The organism is Streptomyces sp. 1114.5, assembly GCF_003635085.1.
Classification (GTDB): Bacteria; Actinomycetota; Actinomycetes; order Streptomycetales; family Streptomycetaceae; genus Kitasatospora.
Genome location: NZ_RBXE01000002.1, coordinates 287,775 through 309,762 on the forward strand (window position 1 = coordinate 287,775; position 21,988 = coordinate 309,762).

A 21,988-nucleotide genomic window follows, 5' to 3' on the forward strand; every position below is an offset into this window, starting at 1 on the left:
TCACTTACCACCCTCGAAGTGCGGGTTCTCCCAGACGATGGTGCCGCCCATGCCGAAGCCGATGCACATCGTGGTGAGGCCGTAGCGGACGTCCGGGCGCTGCTCGAAGCGGCGGGCCAGCTGGTTCATCAGGCGCACGCCGGAGGAGGCCAGCGGGTGGCCGAAGGCGATCGCGCCGCCGTACGGGTTGACCCGCTCGTCGTCGTCCGCGATGCCGTAGTGGTCGAGGAAGGCCAGCACCTGGACGGCGAAGGCCTCGTTGACCTCGAAGGCACCGATGTCGTCGATGGTCAGGCCGGCCTTGGCCAGCGCCTTCTCGGTGGCCGGGACCGGGCCGATGCCCATGACCTCGGGCTCGACGCCGGCGAAGGCGTAGGAGACCAGGCGCATCTTGACCGGGAGGCCGAGCTCCTCGGCGACGTCCTCGGCGGCCAGCAGCGAGGCGGTGGCACCGTCGTTCAGACCGGCCGAGTTGCCCGCGGTGATGTTGCCGTGCGGACGGAACGGGGTCTTCAGACCCGCCAGGCTCTCCATCGTGGTGCCCGGGCGCAGCGGCTCGTCCACGGTGGCCAGGCCCCAGCCGGTCTCGCCGACCTCGGGGTTGGTGTTGCGGATCGAGATCGGCACCAGGTCGGGCTGGATGTCGCCGTTGGCGTACGCCTTGGCGGCCTTCTCCTGGGAGCGCACGGCGTAGGCGTCGCAGCGCTCCTTGGTGATGTGCGGGAACCGGTCGTGCAGGTTCTCCGCGGTCATGCCCATGAACAGGGCGGACTCGTCGACCAGCTTCTCGGAGACGAAGCGCGGGTTCGGGTCGACGCCCTCGCCCATGGGGTGACGGCCCATGTGCTCGACGCCACCGGCCACGACGATGTCGTAGGCGCCGAAGGCGATGCCGCCGGCGGTGGTGGTCACGGCGGTCAGCGCGCCGGCGCACATGCGGTCGATCGCGTAGCCGGGCACGGACTTCGGCAGGCCGGCCAGCAGAGCGGCGGTGCGCCCGATGGTCAGACCCTGGTCGCCGATCTGCGTGGTGGCCGCGACGGCGACCTCGTCGATGCGCTCGACGGGCAGGTTCGGGTTACGGCGCACGAGCTCCCGGATGCACTTGACGACGAGGTCGTCGGCGCGCGTCTCGTGGTAGATGCCCTTCGGGCCGGCCTTGCCGAACGGGGTGCGGACGCCATCGACGAAGACGACGTCCCTCGCGGTACGAGGCACGGGGGCTCTCCTCCCAGGGACCAACATTTCGAGGTGGGCAGGCTGCCGCCGTCGAAGACCCGAGCGGCGCCGCTTCACCGTCATGCTACCGGTCGGTAACCAACCTGCCCAGGCCCCTCGGAGGGTTCCCCCCGTGTGTCCCGCGCCACGTCCGACCAGGAACGCTCCTCCGGGACGACGAAGGGGATGCCGTCCGCACGGACGGCATCCCCTTCGGAGGCCCTGCCGGGTTCGGTCCCGGTCAGCCTGGCATCAGTCCTGGTTCGCGGCCGCGGTCGCGGCCGCAGCGAACGCGGCGGCCAGCACCGGCGCCACCAGGTCCACCTGCCACTGCCGGGCGCCGAGCCGGCGCAGCGCGGCGGCCACGCCTTCGGCGCTCCGGTCCGCCGGCGGCTCCCAGGACACCCGCCGGACCAGGTCCGGGGTGATCAGGTTCTCGGCCGGCAGGTGGTGCCGCTCCGCCAGCTCGCTGACCGCGCTGCGCGCACCGGAGAGCCGGGCGGCGGCCACCGGGTCCTTCTCGGCCCAGGCCCGGGGCGGGGGCGGCCCGTCGTGCGGCGCGGCGGCCGGCGGCAGCTGGTTCTCCGGGATCTCCCGGCCGCGCTGCACGGCCGCCAGCCACTGCTCCAACTGGCGCCGGTGCACCCGCGGGCCGAAGCCCTGGACGGCCTGCAGGGCGGCGGTGTTCAGCGGCATGGCCAGGGCGGCGTTGACGATCGCGGCGTCCGAGAGCACCCGGCCGGGGGAGACGTCGCGCTCCTGCGCCATCCGGTCCCGGGCCAGCCACAGCTCGCGCACCACGGCCAGCTGACGGCGCCGACGGACCTTGTGCAGCTGCGAGGTACGCCGCCACGGGTCGGTGCGCGGGGCCGGCCGGGGCGCGGCCGCGATCGCGGCGAACTCCTCCAGGGCCCAGTCGAGCTTGCCCTGGGCGTCCAGCTCCTGTTCGAGTGCGTCGCGCAGCTCGACCAGCACCTCGACGTCCAGAGCGGCGTAGCGCAGCCAGGGCTCGGGCAGCGGGCGGGTGGACCAGTCGACCGCCGAGTGCTCCTTCGCCAGACTCAGCCCGAGCACGTTCTCGGTCATCGGCCCGAGGCCGACCCGGGCGAAGCCGGCGATCCGCCCGGCCAGCTCGGTGTCGAACAGCCGTCGGGGTCTCATGCCGACCTCGGCCAGGCAGGGCAGGTCCTGGGTGGCTGCGTGCACCACCCATTCGGCGTCCTGGAGGGCGGCGCCGAGAGCGCTCAGGTCGGGGCAGGCGATCGGGTCGATCAGAGCGGAGCCGGAGCCGGCGCGGCGCAGCTGGATCAGGTAGGCGCGCTGCCCGTAGCGGTAGCCGGAGGCCCGCTCGGCGTCGACGGCGACCGGTCCGGTGCCCGCGGCGAAGGCGGCGATCGTCGCGGCCAGCGCCTGCTCGTCCGCCACGACGGGCGGGATCCCCTCCTTCGGCTCAAGGAGCGGGACCGGGGCTGCTTCTTCTGGGATGGCTGCTACGGCGTCGGTCACCCACCAAGGGTACGACGGTCCTCGCGGCCGGGAGTGTTGTCGGACTGGTCAGACAGTCAATCGCCCGCTCGCCTCCGGGGCGCTCTGACCCGGCGCCGACGGTCGTCGCTCCCTCGCTCCGCTCCCTCCCTCCTTCCTTTCGGCACCGGCGCGCCCCTTCGGCTCGGGGCGGGATCGCCCGCTTGCTGCCGGGGCCCGGACGGCGGGCGGCGGCCGAGGAGGAAACGTTCCTCCTCGGCCGCCGCGGCGGTCCGGAGCGCTCGGCTCAGTGGATGATTCCGGTGCGCAGTGCGACGGCGACCATCCCGGCACGGTCGCCGGTGCCCAGCTTGCGGGCGATCCGGGCGAGGTGGCTCTTCACGGTGAGCGCCGACAGTCCCATCGCCACGCCGATCGCCTTGTTCGACTGCCCTTCGGCGACCAGCCGCAGCACCTCGACCTCGCGGCCGGACAGCTCGCGGTAGGCGGTCGGCTGCGGGCCCTGCGCACCGGGGGCACCGGGGGCGCCCGGTGCGCCGGCGGCGCCCGGCATGCCCGGCATCCCGGGGCGGCGCATCCGCCCGGCCAGTCCGCCGGCGCCGATCGGCAGGCCCGGGCGGCCCGGCATCGCCACGTTCGTGCGGGTGCCGGTGACCACGTAGCCCTTGACGCCGCCGGCCAGCGCGCTGCGGACCGCGCCGATGTCGTCGGCGGCGGACAGGGCCAGGCCGTTGGGCCAGCCCGCGGCGCGGGTCTCGGCGAGGATGGTGAGCCCGGAGCCGTCCGGCAGGTGCACGTCGGCGACGCAGATGTCGCGCGGGGTGGAGACCCGGGGACGGGCCTCGGCGATCGAGGACACCTCGATCACGTCCCGGACGCCGAGCGCCCACAGGTGACGGGTGACGGTGTTTCGGACGCGGGGATCGGCGATGACCACCATGGCGGTGGGCTTGGTCGGGCGGTAGGCGACCACGTTTGCGGGGTGCTCAAGAAGGACCGACACCAGGCCTCCTGCGGGGAGTGGCGGACGGAACCCCGATGGGGGCGGTCGGAGTGTTCCGCGTTCGGAAAGGGTCACAGTCTGCTTCGGCAGCAACCGTGCCCGGCTTTAGCGAAAGATCACGATCTAGTGAGTAACAATACGGACAAATCGCGCAAATGATTGATGCGACATGCCTGGTATTCGCACAAAATCGATCAGATCCGACACCAATCGGTCGGTATCGACCGGTTAATTGACGCGGAGCTGGTCCGAAGTCACACTCCGTCAGCCCTGGGGGTGGCGTCCGGCCGTCCGGTGCCGTCGGGCCCGGACGCCACTCGTCAGTGCGACCGGGGGCGTCGCCGTGCGGGCATCGGGACCACTCCACCGAGTGACGGCACCTCGGCGGGCCCCTGCGGGGCCGGAGTGGCCGGCGGCAGGCCGGCGCCGATGCAGAGCAGGTCCGCCCAGGCTGCCAGGTGCCGCTCGAAGCGGCCGTCGGCCGGCGTCCAGGAGGCCCGGATCTCGATCTCGTTCGAGGTCGGGCGGTCCGCCAGGCCGCCGAAGTACTGGGAGGCGCACCGGGTCACCGTGCCGGAGGGCTCCGCGTACCCGGCGCCGTGCGTCTGCAGCGCGTCCAGCAGCCAGGCCCAGCCGACCTCGCAGAGCATCGGGTCGCCGGCCATCTCCGGCTCCAGCTCGGCCCGGGTCATCGTGACCACCCGGAACTCCCCGTTCCAGGCCTCCTGGCCGGCCGGGTCGTACAGCAGCACCAGCCGGCCGTCCGCCAGCTCCTCGCCGTCCACCTCCACCGCGGCGGTCACCGCGAACGCGTACGGAGCGAGCCGGCGCGGCGCCGGTGCGGGGGAGAGCTGCACCTCGGGCCGCAGCCGGGCCCCGTCCAGGGCCGCCACGGCGGCCCGGAACTCGTTCGGCGCCCCCTCGTGACCCGTTCCGCCACCTGCTCCGCCACCCTGCGCGGGGTGCCCTCCGACCGCTGCCATGACCCGAAGACTAGGTCGAAAACCCGGGTTATCGCCGCAACTTCTCTCCCAGCGGCGTGCCGGAACGGCAAACCCGGGCAGATCTTGGAGGAACCCACGAGACCGGCCGGAAAAGCGGCCCGGGGGCACATGCGAAGATTTGAGGCGTGAGCGAGACAACGGCAGACACGACGGCGGCCACCCACGACGGCCCGACCACCCCCGCGCGCCGCGGCGCCGCGTACGACTCCGCGTTCCTGCGCGCCTGCCGGCAGGAGCCGGTACCGCACACCCCCGTGTGGTTCATGCGCCAGGCGGGCCGCTCGCTGCCCGAGTACCTGAAGATCCGCGAGGGCATCCCCATGCTGGATTCCTGCATGCGGCCCGAGCTGGTCAAGGAGATCACGCTCCAGCCGGTGCGCCGGCACAAGGTGGACGCCGCGATCTTCTTCAGCGACATCGTCGTCCCGCTCAAGGCGGTCGGCATCGACGTCGACATCAAGGCCGGCATCGGCCCGGTCATCGCCGACCCGATCCGCACCTTCGAGGACCTCAAGCGGCTGCGTCCGCTGGAGCCGGACGACGTCCCCTACATCACCGAGGCCGTCGGCCTGCTGGTGGACGAGCTCGGCGAGACCCCGCTGATCGGCTTCGCCGGCGCGCCCTACACGCTGGCCAGCTACCTGGTCGAGGGCGGTCCGTCCAAGAACCACGAGAACACCAAGGCCATGATGTACGGGCAGCCCGAGCTGTGGGCCGCCCTGGTGGACCGGCTCGCGGACATCACCTCGGCCTTCCTCAAGGTCCAGATCGAGGCCGGCGCCTCGGCGGTCCAGCTGTTCGACTCCTGGGTCGGTTCGCTCGCGCCGGCGGACTACCGCCGCTCCGTGATGCCGGCCAGCACCAAGGTCTTCGACGCCGTCGCCGGCTACGGCGTGCCGCGGATCCACTTCGGCGTCGGCACCGGCGAACTGCTCGGCCTGATGGGCCAGGCCGGCGCGGACATCGTCGGCGTCGACTGGCGGGTGCCGCTGGACGTGGCCGCCGAGCGGGTCGGCCCGGGCAAGGGCCTGCAGGGCAACCTCGACCCCGCGGTGCTGTTCGCCCCCACCGAGGTCGTCGAGGCCAAGGCCCTCGAGGTGCTGGACGCCGCCCGGGTGCTCGGCGGCAGCGGGCACATCTTCAACCTCGGCCACGGCGTGATGCCGTCCATGGACCCGGACGCGCTCAGCCGCCTCGTCGCCTTCGTCCACGAGGCCAGCGCGCGCTGACGCCCCCCGCGGCGGCGGGCCCTCCGGTCAACGGCGGGCCCGCCACCGTCGCGGTCAGTCCTCGGCGTCGCCGGCCTGCTCGGGCTCGGCCCGGACCGCGGCCGGGCGGCGACGCCTCCGGTAGCGGTACGCCAGGGCCGCCGGCACGCCCAGCAGCAGGAGGAAGGGCGCCGCCGCGGCGAGGGCCACGGCCAGCGCGCGGACGATCGTCACCAGGACGTGCCAGCCGCCGCCGAGCGCCGAGCCGACCGAGTCGCCGAAGCCCTGGTTCCTTTCCCCGGGCGCCGGGGTCGCCGACGGCGTCGCGGCCTCGTGCTGGACCTCCAGGGTGACGGTGGAGTAGGAGGTCCTGGCGGACAGCTCCTTCTGCTGTTTCTGCAGCGACTCCAGGTCGGCCTCGCGGCGGCTCAACTCCGCCTCCAGCGAGGTGATCTCGCTCAACGACGCGGCCTGCGCCATCAGCGCCCGCACCCGGTCCACGCTCGCCTGCTGGGTCTGCACCCGGCTCGCCACGTCAGCGACCTGCTGGGTCAGGTCGTCCGCCTGGCTCTTGCGGGACAGCACCTCGCCCAGGGCGGCGAGCCGGTCCAGGGTCTGCTGGTACCCGGCGGACGGGACTTTGAGCGTCAGCTGCCCGGACTCGCTCCCGGGGCCGCCGTAGACCGACTCGGCACCGACGTAGCCACCCGATGCCGTCGCCAACTCCCGGGCCTTGGCGAACACTTGGGGGACGTCCCGGGAGCGCAGGGTGAGCTGTGCGGTGTACGCGATCAGCCGGCTGTCGGCGACCGGGGTGACCCCGGCCGCCGCCGGGCCGCCGGAGGGCTGGGCCGCCGCGCCGCCCGGTTCGGCCGGGGCCGCCACCGCGTCGTTCTTGGCCGCGCCCGCGCTACTGCCCCCGCCGCCGGCCGCGCTGCAGCCCCCCACCAGCAGCACGGCCGCGGCCACCACCGCCCCCAGTGCGCCGGCTCTCGTTCGTCCACCCCTCATCGGGCCCCTCCCCAAGTCCGTTGACAGTTCTCCCCATTGGACGAGAGGGCCGGCCGAACGGACCCATCCCGGAGATTCCGGGTCGATCACGAGTCGGCGGCGGGCCGGACACGCGTGCCCTACCCGGCGGTGACCTCGATCCCGGCCCGGCGCAGCAGCGCGGCCGTCACGCCGTCGCCCGGGCGCAGCTCACCCGTGAACGTTCCGTCGTACACCTGCCCGCAGCCGCAGGACGGGCTGCGGGCCATCAGCACCGCCCGGCGCGCGCCCGCGGTCTCGGCGGCGGCGAGGGCCGCCCGGGCGCCGGCCAGGAACTCCGCGGTGCAGTCCGCCCCGGTCGCGTCCACCACCCGCGCCCGGCCGTCCAGCACGTCCGCGCCGTCCCCGCCCACGATCTCGGCCGGCGGCCGCGGCGTCGGCAACCCGCCCGCCCCCTCCGGGCACACCACCACGGCCCGCCCCTCCTCGACCAGCCGCACGGCGTCGTCGGAGGTCTTCGCCCGCCCGTCGTACCGACAGGGAATCCCGGCCAGACACGCACTCACCATGATCGGTTCCATGGCACACAGGCTAAGCAGAGGCTCATGGTGCCCCGAAACTCGCTACCTTGGGACTCATGAGCGAGCTGCCGGACTGGATGTACTCGCCCAGAGACGAAGGCTGGTTTGCCGACGACCTCGACCATCTGCCGCAGGCACCGCGTCGTCACGGACCTCGTCTACGCGCTGCGCCGCCAGGCGCCGAAGGGGCACCGGGTCGGCAGGGAGATGTCGATCAAGCTCGACAAGCGGAACCGCCCCGAGCCGGACGTGCTCGTCGTCAGGGCCGAGTTCGAGCCGGATCGCACCCAGTTCACCCCCGAAGAGGTGGCCCTCGTCGTCGAGGTGGTCTCCCCTGAGTCCGCGCACCGCGACCGCACGGTCAAGTTTCGCAAGTACGCCGAGGCAGGTATTTCGCACTACTGGATCGTCGAGGAGGAGGGCGGTCTTCCGGTCGTGCACGTCTTCGAGCTGGAGCCGGCGACTTCCTCCTACGTCTCCGCCGGGATTTTCCGGGGACAGCTCGTACGCCCGGTGCCTTTCCCGATCGAGATCGACCTGGTCGGGCTGGGGCCCGACAGCGGGCGTGCAGCGGATTGAGGCCTTCGGATAAAGACCTGCGAGACTGCGAGGCATGTCGGATGCACAGGTCGTCGTCGTCGGTGGTGGGATCGCGGGGCTGGCTGCGGCCGCCTTCCTGAGTGGGGCGGCCGGGGGGGCGGCGCGGGCCCGGGTGACGTTGCTGGAGGCGTCCGGGCGGGTCGGCGGGAAGCTGTGGGGCGGCGAGGTCGGCGGGGTCCGGGTGGACCTCGGGGCCGAGTCGGTGCTGGCCCGGCGGCCGGAGGCGGTGGAGCTGGCGCGGGCGGTCGGGCTGGGCGGGGAGCTGGAGCCGCCGACCACCGCGAAGGCCGCGATCTGGACCCGCGGGGCGCTGCGGCCGCTGCCGGGCGGGCAGGTGATGGGCGTGCCGGGGGACCTGGCGGCGCTGGAGGCCTCCGGGGTGCTCACCGCCGAGGGGCTGGAGCGGGCCCGGCACGAGGAGCCCACCGAGGTGGGGGAGGACGTCGCGATCGGCCGTTACGTCGCCGACCGGCTGGGCCGGGAGGTGGTGGACCGGCTGGTCGAGCCGCTGCTGGGCGGCGTCTACGCCGGGCGCGCCGACGAGATCTCGCTGCGGGCCGCCGTTCCGCAGCTGCTGGCGGTCGCCCGGGGCGGCGGTTCGCTGGTCGAGGGCGTGCACGAGCTGGCCTCGCGCCCGCAGGTGGTCGGCACCCCGGTGTTCAACGGCCTGCGGGGCGGCCTCGGCACCCTGCCGGAGGCGGTCGCGGCGGCCTGCGTCAAGGCGGGCGTGGACCTGCGCACGGACGCTCCGGTGGACGAGCTGCGCCGAACCCCCGGCGGCTGGCGGGTGGTGACCGGCGGCGAGGTGCTGCACGCGGACGCCGTGGTGCTGGCCGTGCCGGCCCCGGCCGCGGCCCGGCTGCTGCGCGAGGACGCCCCGGCGGCCGCCACCGAGCTGGACGCCGTCGAGTACGCGGGCATGGCGCTGGTGACGCTCGCGTTCCGACGCTCCGACCTGGCCGAACTCCCCACCGGCAGCGGGTTCCTGGTGCCGCCGGTGGACGGGAGGCGGATCAAGGCGTCGACCTTCTCCTCCAACAAGTGGGGCTGGCTGGAGCGCTCCGCGCCGGACGCGTTCCTGCTGCGCACCTCGCTGGGCCGGCACCGCGAGGACGAGGCGCTGGGCCTGCCGGACGAGGAGCTGGTGGCCCGCTCGCTGGCGGACCTGGAGGAGGCGATCGGGCTGACCGCCCGGCCGTACGACACCTTCGTGTCGCGGTTCGCGGCCGGCCTCCCGCAGTACCCGGTGGGCCACCCGGGCCGGGTGGCCCGGGTGCGGGCGGCGGCCGAGCGGGTGGGCGCGCTGGCGCTGTGCGGCGCCGCGTACGACGGGGTGGGCATCCCGGCGTGCATCGCTTCGGCGGCCGCAGCGGTGGCCGCCGTCGACAGACTGTTGACCCCGGCGACCGGGGACGGTTCCACGGAGAGGACAATGGGCGCATGACTGAGACCGTTGAGCGGCAGCCGGAGCAGCAGCCCGAGAAGAAGAAGGCACGCGACCTGAACCAGGTCATCCGCTACACCATGTGGTCGGTGTTCAAGCTCAAGGGCGCCCTGCCCGAGGACCGTGCCGGCCTGGCCGCCGAGGTGGACGCGCTGTTCGAGCAGCTGGCCGAGAAGGACGTGACCGTTCGCGGCACGTACGACGTCTCCGGTCTGCGCGCGGACGCCGACATCCTGGTCTGGTGGCACGCCGGTGACTCGGACGACCTGCAGGAGGCGTACAACCGCTTCCGCCGCACCGGCCTGGGCCGCCAGCTGGAGCCGGTCTGGTCGAACATGGCGCTGCACCGCCCGGCCGAGTTCAACAAGTCGCACATCCCGGCCTTCCTCGCCGACGAGCGCGCGCGCGACTACGTCTGCGTCTACCCGTTCGTGCGCTCCTACGAGTGGTACCTGCTGCCGGACGAGGAGCGGCGCGCGATGCTCGCCGAGCACGGCATGATGGCGCGCGGCTACCCGGACGTGCGGGCCAACACGGTGGCCTCGTTCGCGCTCGGCGACTACGAGTGGCTGCTCGCCTTCGAGGCGGACGAGCTGCACCGGATCGTCGACCTGATGCGCGACCTGCGCCCGTCCCGGGCCCGGCTGCACGTCCGCGAGGAGGTGCCGTTCTTCACCGGCCGCCGCAAGCCGGTCGGCGAGCTGCTGAACGGCCTGGTCTGAACGGCCTGGTCCGAACGACCGCGCGAGCTTCGGAGGCCGGTTCCCCGGGTACGGGGGGCCGGCCTCCGGCGTTGCTGCGACCGCTCCTCCCGGCTCGGCCGCGGTGCGGTCAGCCGCGGTGCGGGCGCAGGGCGGCGCGCAGGCGGGCGTCGGGGAGGACGGCGGGGCCGTTCATGGCGACGGCGGTGAGCAGTTCGCGCTCCTCGTCGTCGGCGAGGCCGCGCTGGCGGGCCGGGCGCACCCCGCGCAGTACCTCCTGGCCGATCGGGGAGGCCCAGCGGGTGTAGGGGTAGACGTCGACCCGGGCCATCAGCAGGGTGCCGGAGGTGAGCACCAGCGGCAGCGAGAACCAGGCGAGCGGGGAGAGGGTGTCACCCCCGGTGAAGCCGCTGACGGCCAGTGAGGCGGCCAGCAGGAGCAGCGACAGCAGCAGCGCGTGCCGGACCTGCCGGACCACCACGACGGTGTTGCGCTGCACCAGGGCCGGGGTGGCCAGGCCGGCCAGGGCGAGCCGGGCGCCGATCTCCAGCACGGTGGGGTGCTCGGCCATCGCCCGGCGCAACTCGTCGGTGCGGCACTGGCCCTCGGGGCCGACGGTGGTGATGACCGCCCGTTCCAGGCGGCTGCGGCCCTTGGGGTCGACCACGGTGGTCCAGCCGGTGTGTGCCAGGTGCAGCCGGCCCCGGCCGGCCATCAGGACCAGGGCCAGCTCGACCACCCGGTCCGGGCCGCCGGCCAGGTAGGCCGTCTCGTACAGCCCGATGCCGACCGCCTCGGGCGGGCGCAGCCCGTCCTGGTCGGCCAGGGCGTCGGCGGTGGCGGTCATCCGGACCAGCCGGAGGCAGGAGAGCACCGCCACGACACAGGCCGGTATCAGGAAGAGCAACCACATGACCTTGTTGTATGCCTGGCCCGATGGCGCGGGGAACGCCTTCCCGGTCCGCGATACCGAACTGTGACGTCAGCCGTGGGGGTGAACCCTTCGCGGGGTGGGCGTCAGGAGCCGCAGCTCGACCCGCAGCTGGAGCCGCAGCTGGAGGACGAGGAGCTGCAGCTGGAAGAGGACGAACCGCAGCTGCTGGAGGACGAGCCGCAGCTGGAGGACGAGGAGCCGCAGCTGCTGGAGGACGAGCCGCAGCCGCTGCTCCCGCCGCAGCCGGAGGACCCGGAGTCGGAGGAGCCGCACCAGGAGGCGGGCGAGGAGGAGCAGGTCGAGGTCGCGCAGCTGGAGGTCGAGGACGAGCCGGAGGACGACGACGAGGACGAGGAGAGGAACGAGGAGGCGCCGGCGGCCTGCCGCACCGCCTCCTCCTCGGCCTCCGCGGCCAGCATCGTGGCCTCCAGCTCCGGGTTGTCCAGTCCGGCGGCGGCCAGCCCGCCGAGGGCGAGCGCGCCCAGCAGTGCGCCGCCGGCCAGCTGGGGCGACACGCCGGAGTGCGGCGTCCACGGCGAGCCGTCCATCAGGGCCAGCTGACGCCGGCCGGCCGGGGTGATCCGGCCCTTGACGGGCCGGGTGGCGAGCAGTGCGAAGACGCCGCCGACCAGCAGGAAGAGCGGGATCCCGAGGTTGGGCCGGTCGTGGCCGTAGGCGCCGTCGTCGAGCAGTACGGCGGCGACGGTGAAGGCCACGACCACGAGCAGTGCGAGCCAGAGCAGTCGGCGGGCATTCCGGGCCCGGTGCAGCCGCTCGGGGCGGCGCAGCAGGCCGCGGTCGGCGAGCCGGTCGCCGATCTCCTGGACGGCGGCGGAGCGCATCACCATGCGGCGCAGCGGGGCGAGTTCGCGGCTCCCGCCGGGGCCGACGGCCTCGTGGATCGCCTGCTCGACCGCGTCGTACGGCTTGCCGCCGGTGAGTGTGACCAGGCCGGAGCGGCTGATCACGGCCTTCTCGCCCAGGTGCATCCGGACCAGGGCGGTGTCGACCACCCGGCTCGGCCCGCCGGCCAGGAAGGCGGCGTCGAGCAGCGGCAGGCCGCGGCCGGGCAGGCCCTTGGCGTACCGGACGTGGCCGATCCGCTGGCGGCTCTGCGCGGCGTAGAGGGCGGCGGCCGCCAGCAGGACGGCCGGGATGAAGAAGAAGCTGTTGTGCCACATGGGCGGTTCCCCCGAGGTGATGACGATGGGTCGCCGGCCGGGCGGGGCCCGGCGGGCGGTGAGGCGGTACGGCCGTCGAGCCGTCGAGCCGTCGCTAGCCGCGCAGGGCCCGGCGCAGGCGGGCGAGCGGGCCGGGCGGCCGTACGGGTGCCGGGTGGAGCCACTGGTCCAGGGCCCGGCGGTGGTCGGCGGCCGGCGGGCCGCCGTCGGTGAGCGCCCACGCGGCGAAGGACCGGGCGTCGGCGCGGTAGCCGCCGGTCTGCGGGTGGGTGCGGGCGTAGTCGAGGAAGAGCGGCCCGTACTGCGCGCCGAGCAGGCGGGGCAGGTCCGGGGCCACCTTCGCGGTGGTGTCGCGCCGTTTGGCGGCGAGGCCGGTGGACTGGGCACGGACCCGGGCCGGGTCGAAGCCGGGCGGGACGGGCCCGCCGGCCACCAGGGCGGCCAGCAGCTCCTCCTGCCGCCGGGCCAGGCGGGCCCGGGCGGCTTCGGTCGCGGACGTGCTTTCCGGGTCCGTCATCACCGGGTGCTCCCCTCCAGCACCCGGCGGATGGCGTCCAGTTCACCGGCCAGCTCGCTGGGCGGCGGGAAGTTCGCGTCCCGCTCCAGCAGGACGCCGGGCGGTGCGACCCGTGCGCACAGCTCGGCCAGCACTTCCAGCACCGGTGCGGTGACGGGGTGGGCGTGCGTGTCGTGCCAGACGCCGTCGACCAGGGTGCCGCCGGCGACGTGCACGTAGGCGAGCGCTTCCAGTGGCAGGCGGTCGAGTTCGGCGGCCGGGTCGACGCCGAGGTTGACCCGGTTGGTGTGCAGGTTGGCGACGTCGATCAGCAGCCGGACGCCGGTCCGGTCGACCAGCTCGGCGAGGAACTGGCCCTCGGTGAACTCGTCGTCCGGCCAGGCGAGTTGGGCGGCGATGTTCTCCAGGGCGAGCGGCACCGGGAGCTGGTCCTGGGCGATCCGGACGTTCTCGGCGATCACCCGCAGCGAGTCGCGGGTGCGGGGGACGGGCAGCAGGTGCCCGGCCTCCAGGCCGCCGGCCCGGACGAAGGCCAGGTGCTCGGTGACCAGCGGGGAGCCGAGCGCCAGCGCGGTGTCGGCGAGCCGGCCGAGGCGGCCGGGGTCGGGCAGGTCGGCGCCGCCGAGGCCGAGGCCGACGCCGTGCGGGACGACGGTGACGCCGCGTCCGCGCAGTGCGGTCAGGGAGTCGGGCAGGTGGTCGGCGCAGATGTTCTCGGCGACCACCTCGACCCAGTCCAGGCCGGGTTGGCGTTCGACCACGGTGTCGATCTCGCTGCGCCAGCCGAGGCCGACGCCCAGGCGGGCGGGGCCGCCGGCGGCCCGGACGGACAGGTCCAGAGCAGGGGAAGTCATCGGTGCGCCCCCTTCGGAGGGCCAGGTGGGAAGGGCCGTCGGGCGGTGCGGGCGTCGTCGCCAGGACCGCGCGGCCGTGTTGCTGAGGATGTCCCCGGCTGGGGTGGCTGCCAAGCCCCGCCCGGTCTTCTCAGAGCATTATTTGAGCTTGCCGCGGTGGGGGTGAGGGACTTTGGTCCCGATCTGCGGGCATTCCCGCAGGTGAAGCACCCTGTCGGCGGGAAATTCGAAGGCGCCGACGGGCGGACACGGCTAGCGTGGGAATCCATGACTTCTTCTGATTCTTCTTTGACGATCCGTGACTTCCGCCCCGAGGACGCCGAGGCCGTCGTTGCGGCCCACCGGGCCGGGCGCGAACACCTGGTGACGACCGTCGAGGCCCAGCTCTGGCTGAACGGCCGGCCGAGCCCCGAGGAGCACTACCGTACCTTCGTGGCCGAACTGGACGGCCGGGTGGTCGGCTCGGTGCGCTGCGGGGTGCGCTGCGGGACGACGACCACCGGGCTCGGCCACGCCAACGGCAGCGTGCTGCCCGAGTTCCGCCGGCGCGGCGCGGCCACCGCGCTGCTGGCCGCGGCCGAACGCCACCTCGCCGAGCACGGGGTGACGGAGCTGCACTCCTGGCTGGACGACGAGCCCGCCGCGCTGGCCTTCGGCGCCGCCCGGGGCTACCGGATCGGGCGCGCCGCGCAGTTCGGCGGACGGGACCTCGCGCTGCCGCTGCCGCAGGCTCCCGTACGGCCGGCCGGCGTCGAGCTGCGCCCGGCCGCCGACTGGGCGGACGACCCGCGCCCGCTGTTCCTGGTCGAGGCGGACGCCATCCGGGACGAGCCCGGCGAGGTGGCGATGGACGCCCTGGACTACGAGGAGTGGCTGCGGTCCGACTGGGCCCGGCCGGACCTCGACAAGGCGCTGACCGTCGTCGCCGTGGTGGACGGCGTGCCGGCCGCGTTCAGCATGGCGACGACGGACGGGGTGGACGGCTACTGGTCCGCCTTCACCGCCTGCCGTCGGGAGTTCCGCGGACGCGGCCTGAGCAAGCTGGCCAAGCTGGAGTCGCTGCGCCTGGCGGCCGCGGCGGGCTACCGGCGCGCGTACACCTCGAACGACGAGACCAATGCGCCCATGCTGGCGATCAACGCCTGGCTGGGGTACGAGCGCTGCGCCGGGGAGCGCAAGGGCATCAAGCGTCTGGCGTAGCGAGGTAGCGGAGTAACCGAGTAGCGCCGGGTGCCGCCGTCCTGACGGCCGGGTGGGGATCGTCACGATCCGACGTGCCGTCAGGATGCCGGGGCGAAGTGTCCACGAGCTGTCCCGAGCAGTGAGATGATTGGTCTCGACCATGCGGAGCGAATCCGGACAGCCCGGGAGGGACCGGGGCACGAACTCCGGTCGGCCGTGCAGGTTTTGCCCCACTCTTGGCCCAACATGGGCATAATCGCGCCCATGACGATCAGCCGCGCGAACGTGAGCGCGATTGCCGAGGACCTGTACGTATGGCTCCCCCCGAAGCGGGGCTGGGGCCTGGCCAACTGCGGGCTGCTGGCCTCCGAGGCGACCGCGCTCTGGATCGACACCCCGTACGACCCCTCGATGGCCGAGGAGTTCCTCGCCGCGAGCCGCCGGCTGCTGCCGACCGGGGTCGAGATCGACCGGGTGGTCGTCACCCACGCCAACGGCGACCACCTGTGGGGCGCCGGGGTGCTGCCGGACGCCGAGGTGATCGCCACCCGGGAGGCGCTGGAGCACATCCACTGGGAGCCCACCCCGCAGCAGCAGCACGCGCTGGTCGCCAACAGCGACCCGGACTCCCCTCTCGGCGGTTACCTCAAGGAGCACTTCGGGCAGTTCGACTGGTCGGCCACCGAGCCGGTGCACCCGGACACCGTCTTCACCGGCGAGCTGGAACTGCGGGTCGGGCGCTACCCCGTGCAGATCACCAGCCTGCCCGCCGCCCACACCGGCGGTGACCTGATCGTCCACCTCCCGCACCAGCGCGCGGTGTTCACCGGCGACGTGATCTTCTCCTCGACGCCCGAACAGCCCGGTGACCACCCCTCGCACTGGGCCGGCCCGCTGGAGAACATCATCGGCGCCTGCGAGCAGGCCCTGGCCACCGGCGCCGAGATCTTCGTCCCCGGCCACGGCCCGGTGCTCGACCGCGACGGCGTCCGCGAGCACATCGGCTACCTCGCCTACGTCCGCGAGCGCGCCCACGCCCTGCACACCGCCGGGATACCCGCGCTGGACGCCGCCCGGCGGGTGATCGCGGAGCAGCGCCACCCCGAACTCGGCCTGCCCGAGCGGCTGGTGCTCACCGTCGCGGCCGAGTACCGGCACCTGGACGGCACGGCGGCGCCCGGCGCCCTGGACGCGATGGGGCAGGTCGCCCTGGTCGCCCGGGAGCTGGCCGGCGACGGCGCACGGATCCCGCGCCCGCGCACCGACCGGGGCTGACCCCGCCCGCCCGGGGCCGGTACTCGTACGGGACCGACCCCCGCCCGGGGGCCGACCCCGTACGGGGCTGACCCCCGACCGGGACCCGCCCGGCCGCCCGCGACCCCACCCGCAAGCACTCCCGAGGACTTCGATGACGCAGATCGCGCTGATCGTCCTGGCGCTGGTCGCCGCGGTGGCCACGGCCGTGCTCGCCCGCGCCCGGGCCGTGGCCCTCGCCCGGGCGACGGCCGCCGAGCGGGCCGCCGGCGAGGCCGAGCACCGCACCGTGGTGGCCGAGCACCGGCTGACCTCCCTGGAGGGGCTGCTGCGCGAATCCGCCGCCGAGGCCGAGGCCCGCCGCCTGGGCACCGAGGAGCGGGCGGAGGCGGCCGAGCAGCGCGCCCGCGCCGCCGAGGACACGGCCCGGCAGGCCGAGGACGCCGTCCGCACCGCCCAGGACGCCACCCGGGAGGCCACCCGGCAGGGCGCCGCCGCGACCGCCCGCGCCGAGGAGGCCGACCGCCGCCTCGCCGCCGCCGAGGAGCACGCCGCCGCGCTGCTCGCCGAGGTCGACCACCTCGCCCGCGAGCGGGTCGCCGCCACCGCCGTCCGGCTCACCCACGCCAACGCGCCGCTGGTCGGCCCGCTGGACCCGCAGGCCGTCGGCCCGGAGGCCGTCCGGGCGCTGCAGTCCGTCCTGGACGCCACCACCGCCGCCCTCGCCGACGAGCGCGAGCGGGTGGACGCCGCCGCCCGCGCCGCCATGCGCGGCGCCACCTCCCGGATCCAGACCCTGCTCTACCAGATCCAGAGCCTGGTCCAGCAGCTCCAGCACGACAACGACGATCCCCGGCTGCTGGAGGTCGACTTCCGCAACGAGGTCGCGCTGCGCCGGATCCAGACCGTCGCCGTGCTCTGCGAGGCCTGGCCGGGCCTGGCCCGCACCGACTCCCCGCTCGCCGAGGTGGTCGTCGGCGCGCTCTCCCGGGTGCCCGGCTACGCCCGGATCAAGGTCGCCAACCACCTGCGCGAGCACCGGCTCGCGGTGGTCGCCCGGGCCGCCGAGCCGATCGCCGTCACCATCGCCGAACTCCTCGCCAACGCCACCGCCTACTCGCACCCGGAGACGGACGTCCCGGTCACCGTCCAGCAGGGCGGACGCGGAGCACTGGTGATCATCGACGACAGCGGCATCGGCATGGAGGAGGACCAGCTGCGCCGCGCCCGCCGGCTGCTGGCCGGGCCACCGGACGTCCTGCTCACCGAACTCGGCAACCCGCCGAAGACCGGCTTCGCGGTGGTCGGCAAGCTCGCCCGCCAGTACGGCTTCTCCTGCCACATCGAGCCCTCGCCGTACGGCGGGATGCGGACCATCCTGCGCATCCCGGCCGCCCTGGTGACCGTCGTGGACGACGAGCAGCCGCTGTCGGTGCTCACCCCGCTGCCGCTGCGGGCCGGCTCCGGCCCCGCCCCTGCGCCCACCGTCGCCGCCGTCCCGCCGATGCGCGACGCCGACCAGCAGGACGGCCCGCGGCTCGCCGACCGGCACAACCAGCCCGGCCCGCACCCGGCACCGGCCATCCACGTCGTGCCCGCGCCGGGCACGGACGGTTCCGACGTCCCGGCGGCTCCGGTTGCCCCGGCTGTCCCGGAAGCCCCGGTTGCCGCGGCTGCCTCGGAAGCCCCGGATTCGCCGGCGGACGACGGCACCGGCCTGCCCACCCGCCGCCGGCGCCGCCCGCTCGCCGCCGGGCAGACGGAGTCTCCCGCCAACGCCGCCGCCAACGCCGCCACCGCCACCGTCACCGCCGCCCCCGACCGGACCCCCGAGCGGGCCGCCGCCCACTGGCAGGCGCTGCAGCAGGGCACCGACTCCGGCCGGGCCGCCGCGGCACGGGCCGCACGGGCCGCACGGGCCGTAAGCGAGGCCGCCGTACCCGAGAACGACACGAGCACCACCACCGCCGACCGCACCACCGGTCCGACGACCCTTCCGACCTCCTTAGAAGGAGCAGAGCAGTGAGCAGCACGCCCAGCCCCGCCACCACCGACGAGATCTCGTGGGTGCTGACCCCGCTGCTGGAGCTGCCGGGGGTGCTGCACGCGGTCATCGCCACCGGGGACGGCCTGGTCGAGGGCGCCTCGGACGGCCTGGGGCGCGCCTCCGCCGAGCGGGTCGCCGCGATGACCGCCACCGTGCACGCCGCCGCCCGCGCCTTCACCGCCGCGTTCACCGACGCGGAGCGGCCCGCGCTGGCCCAGACCGTGGTGGAGTCCGACCTCGGCTACGCCATCGTCGTCCCCGCCGGGGAGAACACCTCACTCGCCGTGTTCACCTCCCCGGACGCCCAACTCGGCAACGTGTCCTACCAGATGCAGCTGCAGGTCGCCGCCCTGGGCCGCGCGCTCGCGAGCCCGTCCCGGCAGCAGGACACCACCACCCGGTCATGACCGCCGTCCCCCGCAGGCGGATGGTGCCCGCCTACCTGGCCACCGGCGGCCGCACCCGCCCCGGCAGCGAGGGCTTCGAGCGGCTGACCGTCCTGTTCGCCGACCGCGCCGAACCGCCGACCGGGCTCGAACCCGAACACCGCCGGCTCTGGGAACTGCTGCGCCCCGGCGCGCTGACCGTGGTGGAGGCCGCCGCGCACCTGCGCCTGCCGGTCAGCGCCACCGTCTTCCTCGCGGCGGACCTGGTCGAGGCGGGCTGCCTGCACGCCCGCGCGCCGATCCCGCGCGCCCACCAGACCGACCGCTCCATCGTCGAGAGGCTCCTCGTTGGACTCCGTGCGCTCCGGTAGCCCGGCCGATCCGCCTGGCCGCGTGGGCTACCTGCCCGACCGGGACCAGACGCTGATGAAACTGGTGGTCGCCGGCCCGTTCGGGGTCGGCAAGACCACGCTCATCCGCACCCTCTCCGAGATCGCCACCCTGCACACCGAGGAGGCGATGACCGAGACCGGCCGGCCGGTGGACGACCTGGCCGGCCTGCCCGAGAAGGCCACCACGACCGTCGCCGTCGACTTCGGGCGGCTCACCCTGCCCGGCAACGTCGTGCTCTACATGTTCGGCACCCCCGGCCAGCGCCGCTTCTTCCCGCTCTGGCAGGACATCGCGCGCGGCGCGCTGGGCGCCCTGGTGCTCGCCGACACCCGTCGGCTGGCCGACTCCTTCGAGATCATGGACATGGTCGAGGAGCAGGGCCTGCCGTACGCCGTCGCCGTCAACCGCTTCCCGGACGCCCCGGACCACCCCGTCGAGGTACTGCGGACCCACCTGGATCTGCACGCCGCCACCCCGCTGCTGCTCTGCGACGCCCGCGAGCGGGAGAGCAGCCTGGACGCGCTGATCGCGCTGGCCGAGCACGTCCTGGACGCCCTGCCCGCCGCCACCGCCCCCCAGGCCGCCACCGCCGCCGAGGCCGCCACCGCCCCCCAGGAGCGCCCGTGACCGTCGAGACCCGCCCGACCCCGATCCACGGCCCGGTCTTCGCCGCCGACCCCCAGCTGGTCTACGAGCGGCTGCGCCGGCACGGCCCGATCGCCCCGGTGGAGATCGCACCCGGCGTCGAGGCACTGCTGGTCACCGACTACCAGGCCGCGCTGGACCTGCTGCGCGACAGCGACACCTTCTCCAAGGACTCCCGCGCCTGGCAGCAGAGCCTCCCGCCGGACTCCCCGCTGCTGCCGGTGCTCGGCTACCGCCCGACCGCGCTGTTCACCGACGGCGAGACGCACGCGCGCTACCGCGCCGTGATCACCGACGCCCTCGCGCTCTTCGAACCGCACCGGCTGCAGCGTCAGGTCACCGAGACCGCCCACCGGCTGATCGACGGCTTCGCGGCGGTCGGCCACGCCGACCTGATCTCCCAGTACGCCCGCCGGCTGACCGCCTTCGTGCTCACCACCTGGTTCGGCGTGCCCGAGGAGCACCGCGACCGGGTGGTCGCCGGGATCACCGGGACGATCGAGTCCACGCCGCAGGCCGTCGCCGCGTACGGGGACCTCGTCGCGGTGGTGAACGCGATGGTCGCCGAACGCCGCGAGCGCCCCCGGCACGACCTCGCCTCCTGGTTCGTCACCCACCCGGTCGGGCTGGACGACGACGAGGCGCTGCGGCAGATCACCCTGACCATGATCGCCGGGCACGAGCCGACCACCAACCTGATCGGCAACGCCCTGCTGCGCCTGCTCACCGACGCCCGCTATGCAGGATCGCTGTTCGGCGGCGCGATGACCGCCCACCAGGCGATCGACGAAGTGCTCTGGCACGAGCCCCCGTTGGCCAACCTCTCCGCCCACTACCCGCGCTACGACATCACCTTCCACGGCCGGGAGATCAAAGCCGGCACCCTCGTCCTGGTCTCCTACGCGGCCGCCAACTCCCAGGCCGCGCCGCCCACCGACGACCGCGAGCTGCGCAGCGGCGAGAGCGCCCACCTGGCCTGGGCGGCCGGCCCGCACGCCTGCCCCGCCCGCGACCCAGCCCTGCTGATCGCGATCACCGCCATCGAGCAGCTGGGCAGCCGCCTCAGCGACCTCGAACTGGCCACCCCCGCCGAGGACTTGCTCTGGCGCCCGGGCCCGTTCCACCGCGCCCTGGTGCACCTCCCGGTCCGCTTCGCCCCGGTCACCCCCTGAGGGGACGTCCGCCACCGCGGAAACGATCAGCAGAACTGAGCGGGCCCGGGCGCACCCACCCGGGCCCGCCCAATTTCCGGGTGCCCAGCCCACTTGCCCGCCGGAGCCAGAACGTGCCTCCTCGCCCTGCGCTTCCTCAGCGTAGGAAGTCGGCGGGGTCGACTTCCTGTGCTTTACGGGTGGGCGGCCTGGGCTTCTTGGGCGGCGTGGCTGCGGCAGCGGTGGAGGGCGTACTTGAGACGGGTGTCGGGGTTGGGGGTAGTGGTGAGGAGTTCGCCGGCCTGGATGAGGGTGGTCCAGTACAGGGTGGGGTTGCCGGTGCGGGGCATGGGGTGGGCGGCAGTGAGGGAGAGGTAGGCGGTGGTGAGGTTGCCGGTGGTGAACCAGCGGTGGAGGCCGTGCTGGTGGCCGGGGCGGATGCCGCCCATGGCGTCGACGGCGACCAGGAAGAGGTCGATGACGGCGAGTTCGGTGGGGGTGAGGGGTTTGGGGACGTCGATGACGCCGAGGGCTTCGAGGAGTTCGCCGGTGTCGGCCTCGCTGTTGGGGCGGGGGTTGGCGAGCAGGGCGTCGTAGCAGTCGTCGAGGCGGCGGGCGGTTTCGGCGGCGGGGATGCCGAGGGCGGTGCAGACGGCGCGGGCGCAGCGCAGGGGTGCGCGGGTGCGGCGGGCGAGGGCGGCGTAGGCCTGGGCGGCGGTGGCGGCGGTGTCGAGGAGGTGTTTGGCGGCGAGGGCGATGCGCATCGGGGTGGGTGCTTTCAGGCGGCGTGGGCGGTTGCGGGGTGGCTGGGCGGGACGAGGGCCCAGATGAACTTGCCGATGCCGCCGGCGCGGGGGCAGCAGCCCCAGCGTTCGGCGAGCTCGTTGACGAGGAACAGGCCGCGCCCGTGCTCGTCCTCCGGCTGGGCGGACCGGACGCAGGGCCGTCCGCTGCCGGCGTCGTGCACCTCGATGCGCAGGCGGGAGTTGGCCATGGCGAAGCGGACCTCGATGAGCCGGTCGTCGGGGGCGTCGCTGTGCTGGACGGCGTTGGCGAACAGCTCGCCGAGGAGGAGTTCGGCGATATCGGCGTAGCGGTCGCCGGCGGGGAGGGCGGCGAGGTAGGCCCGGAGCAAGTGCCGCGCGAGGGGCGTCGATTCCGGGCAGGAGTCGAGGCGCGCGGCGAACATGCGGGGACGGTGGGAAGTGAG

20 protein-coding genes and 2 pseudogenes are annotated in these 21,988 nt (G+C 74.3%); 11 read left to right on the forward strand and 11 right to left on the reverse strand.

Annotation, left to right across the window (positions count from 1 at the left end; all coding sequences use genetic code 11):
- The 4 genes from BX285_RS24685 to BX285_RS24700 form a co-directional block, all read right to left on the reverse strand.
- Positions 1 to 1,218, reverse strand: coding sequence for an acetyl-CoA C-acyltransferase (locus tag BX285_RS24685; protein WP_097235885.1), 1,218 nt, complete (start codon positions 1,216 to 1,218; stop codon positions 1 to 3).
- A 252-nt stretch (positions 1,219 to 1,470) separates the two neighbouring features.
- Positions 1,471 to 2,724, reverse strand: a complete 1,254-nt coding sequence (locus BX285_RS24690; protein WP_097235884.1) for a ribonuclease D — start codon at positions 2,722 to 2,724, stop codon at positions 1,471 to 1,473.
- Between the two features lie 265 nt (positions 2,725 to 2,989).
- Positions 2,990 to 3,706, reverse strand: coding sequence for a response regulator transcription factor (locus tag BX285_RS24695; protein WP_030056011.1), 717 nt, complete (start codon positions 3,704 to 3,706; stop codon positions 2,990 to 2,992).
- Between the two features lie 320 nt (positions 3,707 to 4,026).
- The gene (locus BX285_RS24700) at positions 4,027 to 4,689 is read right to left on the reverse strand and encodes a DUF3000 domain-containing protein (protein ID WP_097235883.1); all 663 of its coding nucleotides are present in this window, start codon (positions 4,687 to 4,689) and stop codon (positions 4,027 to 4,029) included.
- Positions 4,690 to 4,835: 146 nt separating this feature from the next.
- On the opposite strand from BX285_RS24700, the gene hemE reads away from it, so the two are divergent.
- Positions 4,836 to 5,939, forward strand: a complete 1,104-nt coding sequence (hemE, locus tag BX285_RS24705) for a uroporphyrinogen decarboxylase (protein ID WP_121178132.1) — start codon at positions 4,836 to 4,838, stop codon at positions 5,937 to 5,939.
- Between the two features lie 54 nt (positions 5,940 to 5,993).
- Here the strand turns inward: hemE and BX285_RS24710 are convergent, their stop codons facing one another.
- A complete protein-coding gene (locus tag BX285_RS24710) occupies positions 5,994 to 6,929 on the reverse strand; it encodes a DUF4349 domain-containing protein (RefSeq protein ID WP_121178135.1) in 936 nt (311 codons plus the stop codon).
- A gap of 119 nt (positions 6,930 to 7,048) precedes the next feature.
- Positions 7,049 to 7,489 (reverse strand): DUF523 domain-containing protein, encoded by a 441-nt coding sequence (locus BX285_RS24715; protein ID WP_097235880.1) that lies wholly within the window; start codon positions 7,487 to 7,489, stop codon positions 7,049 to 7,051.
- A 56-nt stretch (positions 7,490 to 7,545) separates the two neighbouring features.
- Here BX285_RS24715 and BX285_RS24720 point away from each other — a divergent pair.
- The 3 genes and pseudogenes from BX285_RS24720 (at position 7,546) to hemQ (ending at position 10,255) form a co-directional block, all read left to right on the forward strand.
- Positions 7,546 to 8,068, forward strand: a pseudogene (locus BX285_RS24720) (Uma2 family endonuclease).
- 34 nt (positions 8,069 to 8,102) lie between these two features.
- Positions 8,103 to 9,533, forward strand: a complete 1,431-nt coding sequence (gene hemG, locus BX285_RS24725; protein WP_121178137.1) for a protoporphyrinogen oxidase — start codon at positions 8,103 to 8,105, stop codon at positions 9,531 to 9,533.
- A complete protein-coding gene (gene hemQ, locus BX285_RS24730; protein ID WP_097235879.1) occupies positions 9,530 to 10,255 on the forward strand; it encodes a hydrogen peroxide-dependent heme synthase in 726 nt (241 codons plus the stop codon). The genes hemG and hemQ overlap by 4 nt, the downstream gene beginning before the upstream one ends.
- Positions 10,256 to 10,364: 109 nt before the next feature.
- On the opposite strand, the gene BX285_RS24735 is transcribed toward hemQ, so the two are convergent.
- The 3 genes and pseudogenes from BX285_RS24735 to BX285_RS24745 all read right to left on the reverse strand — a co-directional run bounded on the left by BX285_RS24735 (position 10,365) and on the right by BX285_RS24745 (position 13,720).
- Positions 10,365 to 11,147: a TIGR04222 domain-containing membrane protein gene (locus BX285_RS24735; RefSeq protein ID WP_097235878.1), complete on the reverse strand. Its 783-nt coding sequence runs from the start codon at positions 11,145 to 11,147 to the stop codon at positions 10,365 to 10,367.
- Positions 11,148 to 11,251: 104 nt separating this feature from the next.
- Positions 11,252 to 12,349 (reverse strand): TIGR04222 domain-containing membrane protein, encoded by a 1,098-nt coding sequence (locus BX285_RS24740; RefSeq protein ID WP_121178140.1) that lies wholly within the window; start codon positions 12,347 to 12,349, stop codon positions 11,252 to 11,254.
- 94 nt (positions 12,350 to 12,443) lie between these two features.
- Positions 12,444 to 13,720 (reverse strand): annotated as a pseudogene (locus BX285_RS24745) (DUF692 domain-containing protein).
- Positions 13,721 to 14,008: 288 nt separating this feature from the next.
- Here BX285_RS24745 and BX285_RS24750 point away from each other — a divergent pair.
- The 7 genes from BX285_RS24750 to BX285_RS24780 all read left to right on the forward strand — a co-directional run bounded on the left by BX285_RS24750 (position 14,009) and on the right by BX285_RS24780 (position 20,799).
- Entirely contained in the window at positions 14,009 to 14,920 is a 912-nt protein-coding gene (locus BX285_RS24750) for a GNAT family N-acetyltransferase (protein ID WP_259470771.1), read from the forward strand.
- Positions 14,921 to 15,166: 246 nt separating this feature from the next.
- Positions 15,167 to 16,177: an MBL fold metallo-hydrolase gene (locus tag BX285_RS24755; RefSeq protein ID WP_121178142.1), complete on the forward strand. Its 1,011-nt coding sequence runs from the start codon at positions 15,167 to 15,169 to the stop codon at positions 16,175 to 16,177.
- Between the two features lie 133 nt (positions 16,178 to 16,310).
- Positions 16,311 to 18,182, forward strand: a complete 1,872-nt coding sequence (locus tag BX285_RS24760) for an ATP-binding protein (protein WP_121178145.1) — start codon at positions 16,311 to 16,313, stop codon at positions 18,180 to 18,182.
- Positions 18,179 to 18,610, forward strand: coding sequence for a roadblock/LC7 domain-containing protein (locus tag BX285_RS24765; RefSeq protein WP_097235875.1), 432 nt, complete (start codon positions 18,179 to 18,181; stop codon positions 18,608 to 18,610). The genes BX285_RS24760 and BX285_RS24765 overlap by 4 nt, the downstream gene beginning before the upstream one ends.
- Complete coding sequence (locus BX285_RS24770) at positions 18,607 to 18,960, forward strand: DUF742 domain-containing protein (protein WP_097235874.1); 354 nt, start codon at positions 18,607 to 18,609, stop codon at positions 18,958 to 18,960. Before BX285_RS24765 ends, BX285_RS24770 begins: the two co-directional genes overlap by 4 nt.
- A gap of 55 nt (positions 18,961 to 19,015) precedes the next feature.
- Positions 19,016 to 19,609 carry an ATP/GTP-binding protein gene (locus tag BX285_RS24775; protein WP_097239940.1) on the forward strand — a complete coding sequence of 198 codons (594 nt, stop codon included), beginning with the start codon at positions 19,016 to 19,018 and terminating at the stop codon, positions 19,607 to 19,609.
- Complete coding sequence (locus BX285_RS24780) at positions 19,606 to 20,799, forward strand: cytochrome P450 (protein WP_097235873.1); 1,194 nt, start codon at positions 19,606 to 19,608, stop codon at positions 20,797 to 20,799. Before BX285_RS24775 ends, BX285_RS24780 begins: the two co-directional genes overlap by 4 nt.
- A gap of 173 nt (positions 20,800 to 20,972) precedes the next feature.
- Here the strand turns inward: BX285_RS24780 and BX285_RS24785 are convergent, their stop codons facing one another.
- On the reverse strand, positions 20,973 to 21,542 hold the full coding sequence (locus BX285_RS24785; RefSeq protein WP_121178147.1) for a hypothetical protein: 570 nt from the start codon (positions 21,540 to 21,542) through the stop codon (positions 20,973 to 20,975).
- Positions 21,543 to 21,556: 14 nt separating this feature from the next.
- On the reverse strand, positions 21,557 to 21,967 hold the full coding sequence (locus tag BX285_RS24790; RefSeq protein WP_179852728.1) for an ATP-binding protein: 411 nt from the start codon (positions 21,965 to 21,967) through the stop codon (positions 21,557 to 21,559).
- Positions 21,968 to 21,988: the final 21 nt, after the last annotated feature.

Bases quoted from the DNA above. Each gene is read 5' to 3' on its own strand.
- BX285_RS24775 (WP_097239940.1), top strand. From the start codon at position 19,016: ATGAAACTGGTGGTCGCCGGCCCGTTCGGGGTCGGCAAGACCACGCTC.
- BX285_RS24735 (WP_097235878.1), bottom strand. From the start codon at position 11,147: ATGTGGTTGCTCTTCCTGATACCGGCCTGTGTCGTGGCGGTGCTCTCC.
- BX285_RS24770 (WP_097235874.1), top strand. From the start codon at position 18,607: ATGACCGCCGTCCCCCGCAGGCGGATGGTGCCCGCCTACCTGGCCACC.
- BX285_RS24715 (WP_097235880.1), bottom strand. From the start codon at position 7,489: ATGGAACCGATCATGGTGAGTGCGTGTCTGGCCGGGATTCCCTGTCGG.
- BX285_RS24710 (WP_121178135.1), bottom strand. From the start codon at position 6,929: ATGAGGGGTGGACGAACGAGAGCCGGCGCACTGGGGGCGGTGGTGGCC.
- BX285_RS24755 (WP_121178142.1), top strand. From the start codon at position 15,167: ATGACGATCAGCCGCGCGAACGTGAGCGCGATTGCCGAGGACCTGTAC.
- hemG (WP_121178137.1), top strand. From the start codon at position 8,103: ATGTCGGATGCACAGGTCGTCGTCGTCGGTGGTGGGATCGCGGGGCTG.
- BX285_RS24700 (WP_097235883.1), bottom strand. From the start codon at position 4,689: ATGGCAGCGGTCGGAGGGCACCCCGCGCAGGGTGGCGGAGCAGGTGGC.
- BX285_RS24790 (WP_179852728.1), bottom strand. From the start codon at position 21,967: ATGTTCGCCGCGCGCCTCGACTCCTGCCCGGAATCGACGCCCCTCGCG.
- BX285_RS24740 (WP_121178140.1), bottom strand. From the start codon at position 12,349: ATGTGGCACAACAGCTTCTTCTTCATCCCGGCCGTCCTGCTGGCGGCC.
- hemQ (WP_097235879.1), top strand. From the start codon at position 9,530: ATGACTGAGACCGTTGAGCGGCAGCCGGAGCAGCAGCCCGAGAAGAAG.
- BX285_RS24785 (WP_121178147.1), bottom strand. From the start codon at position 21,542: ATGCGCATCGCCCTCGCCGCCAAACACCTCCTCGACACCGCCGCCACC.
- BX285_RS24760 (WP_121178145.1), top strand. From the start codon at position 16,311: ATGACGCAGATCGCGCTGATCGTCCTGGCGCTGGTCGCCGCGGTGGCC.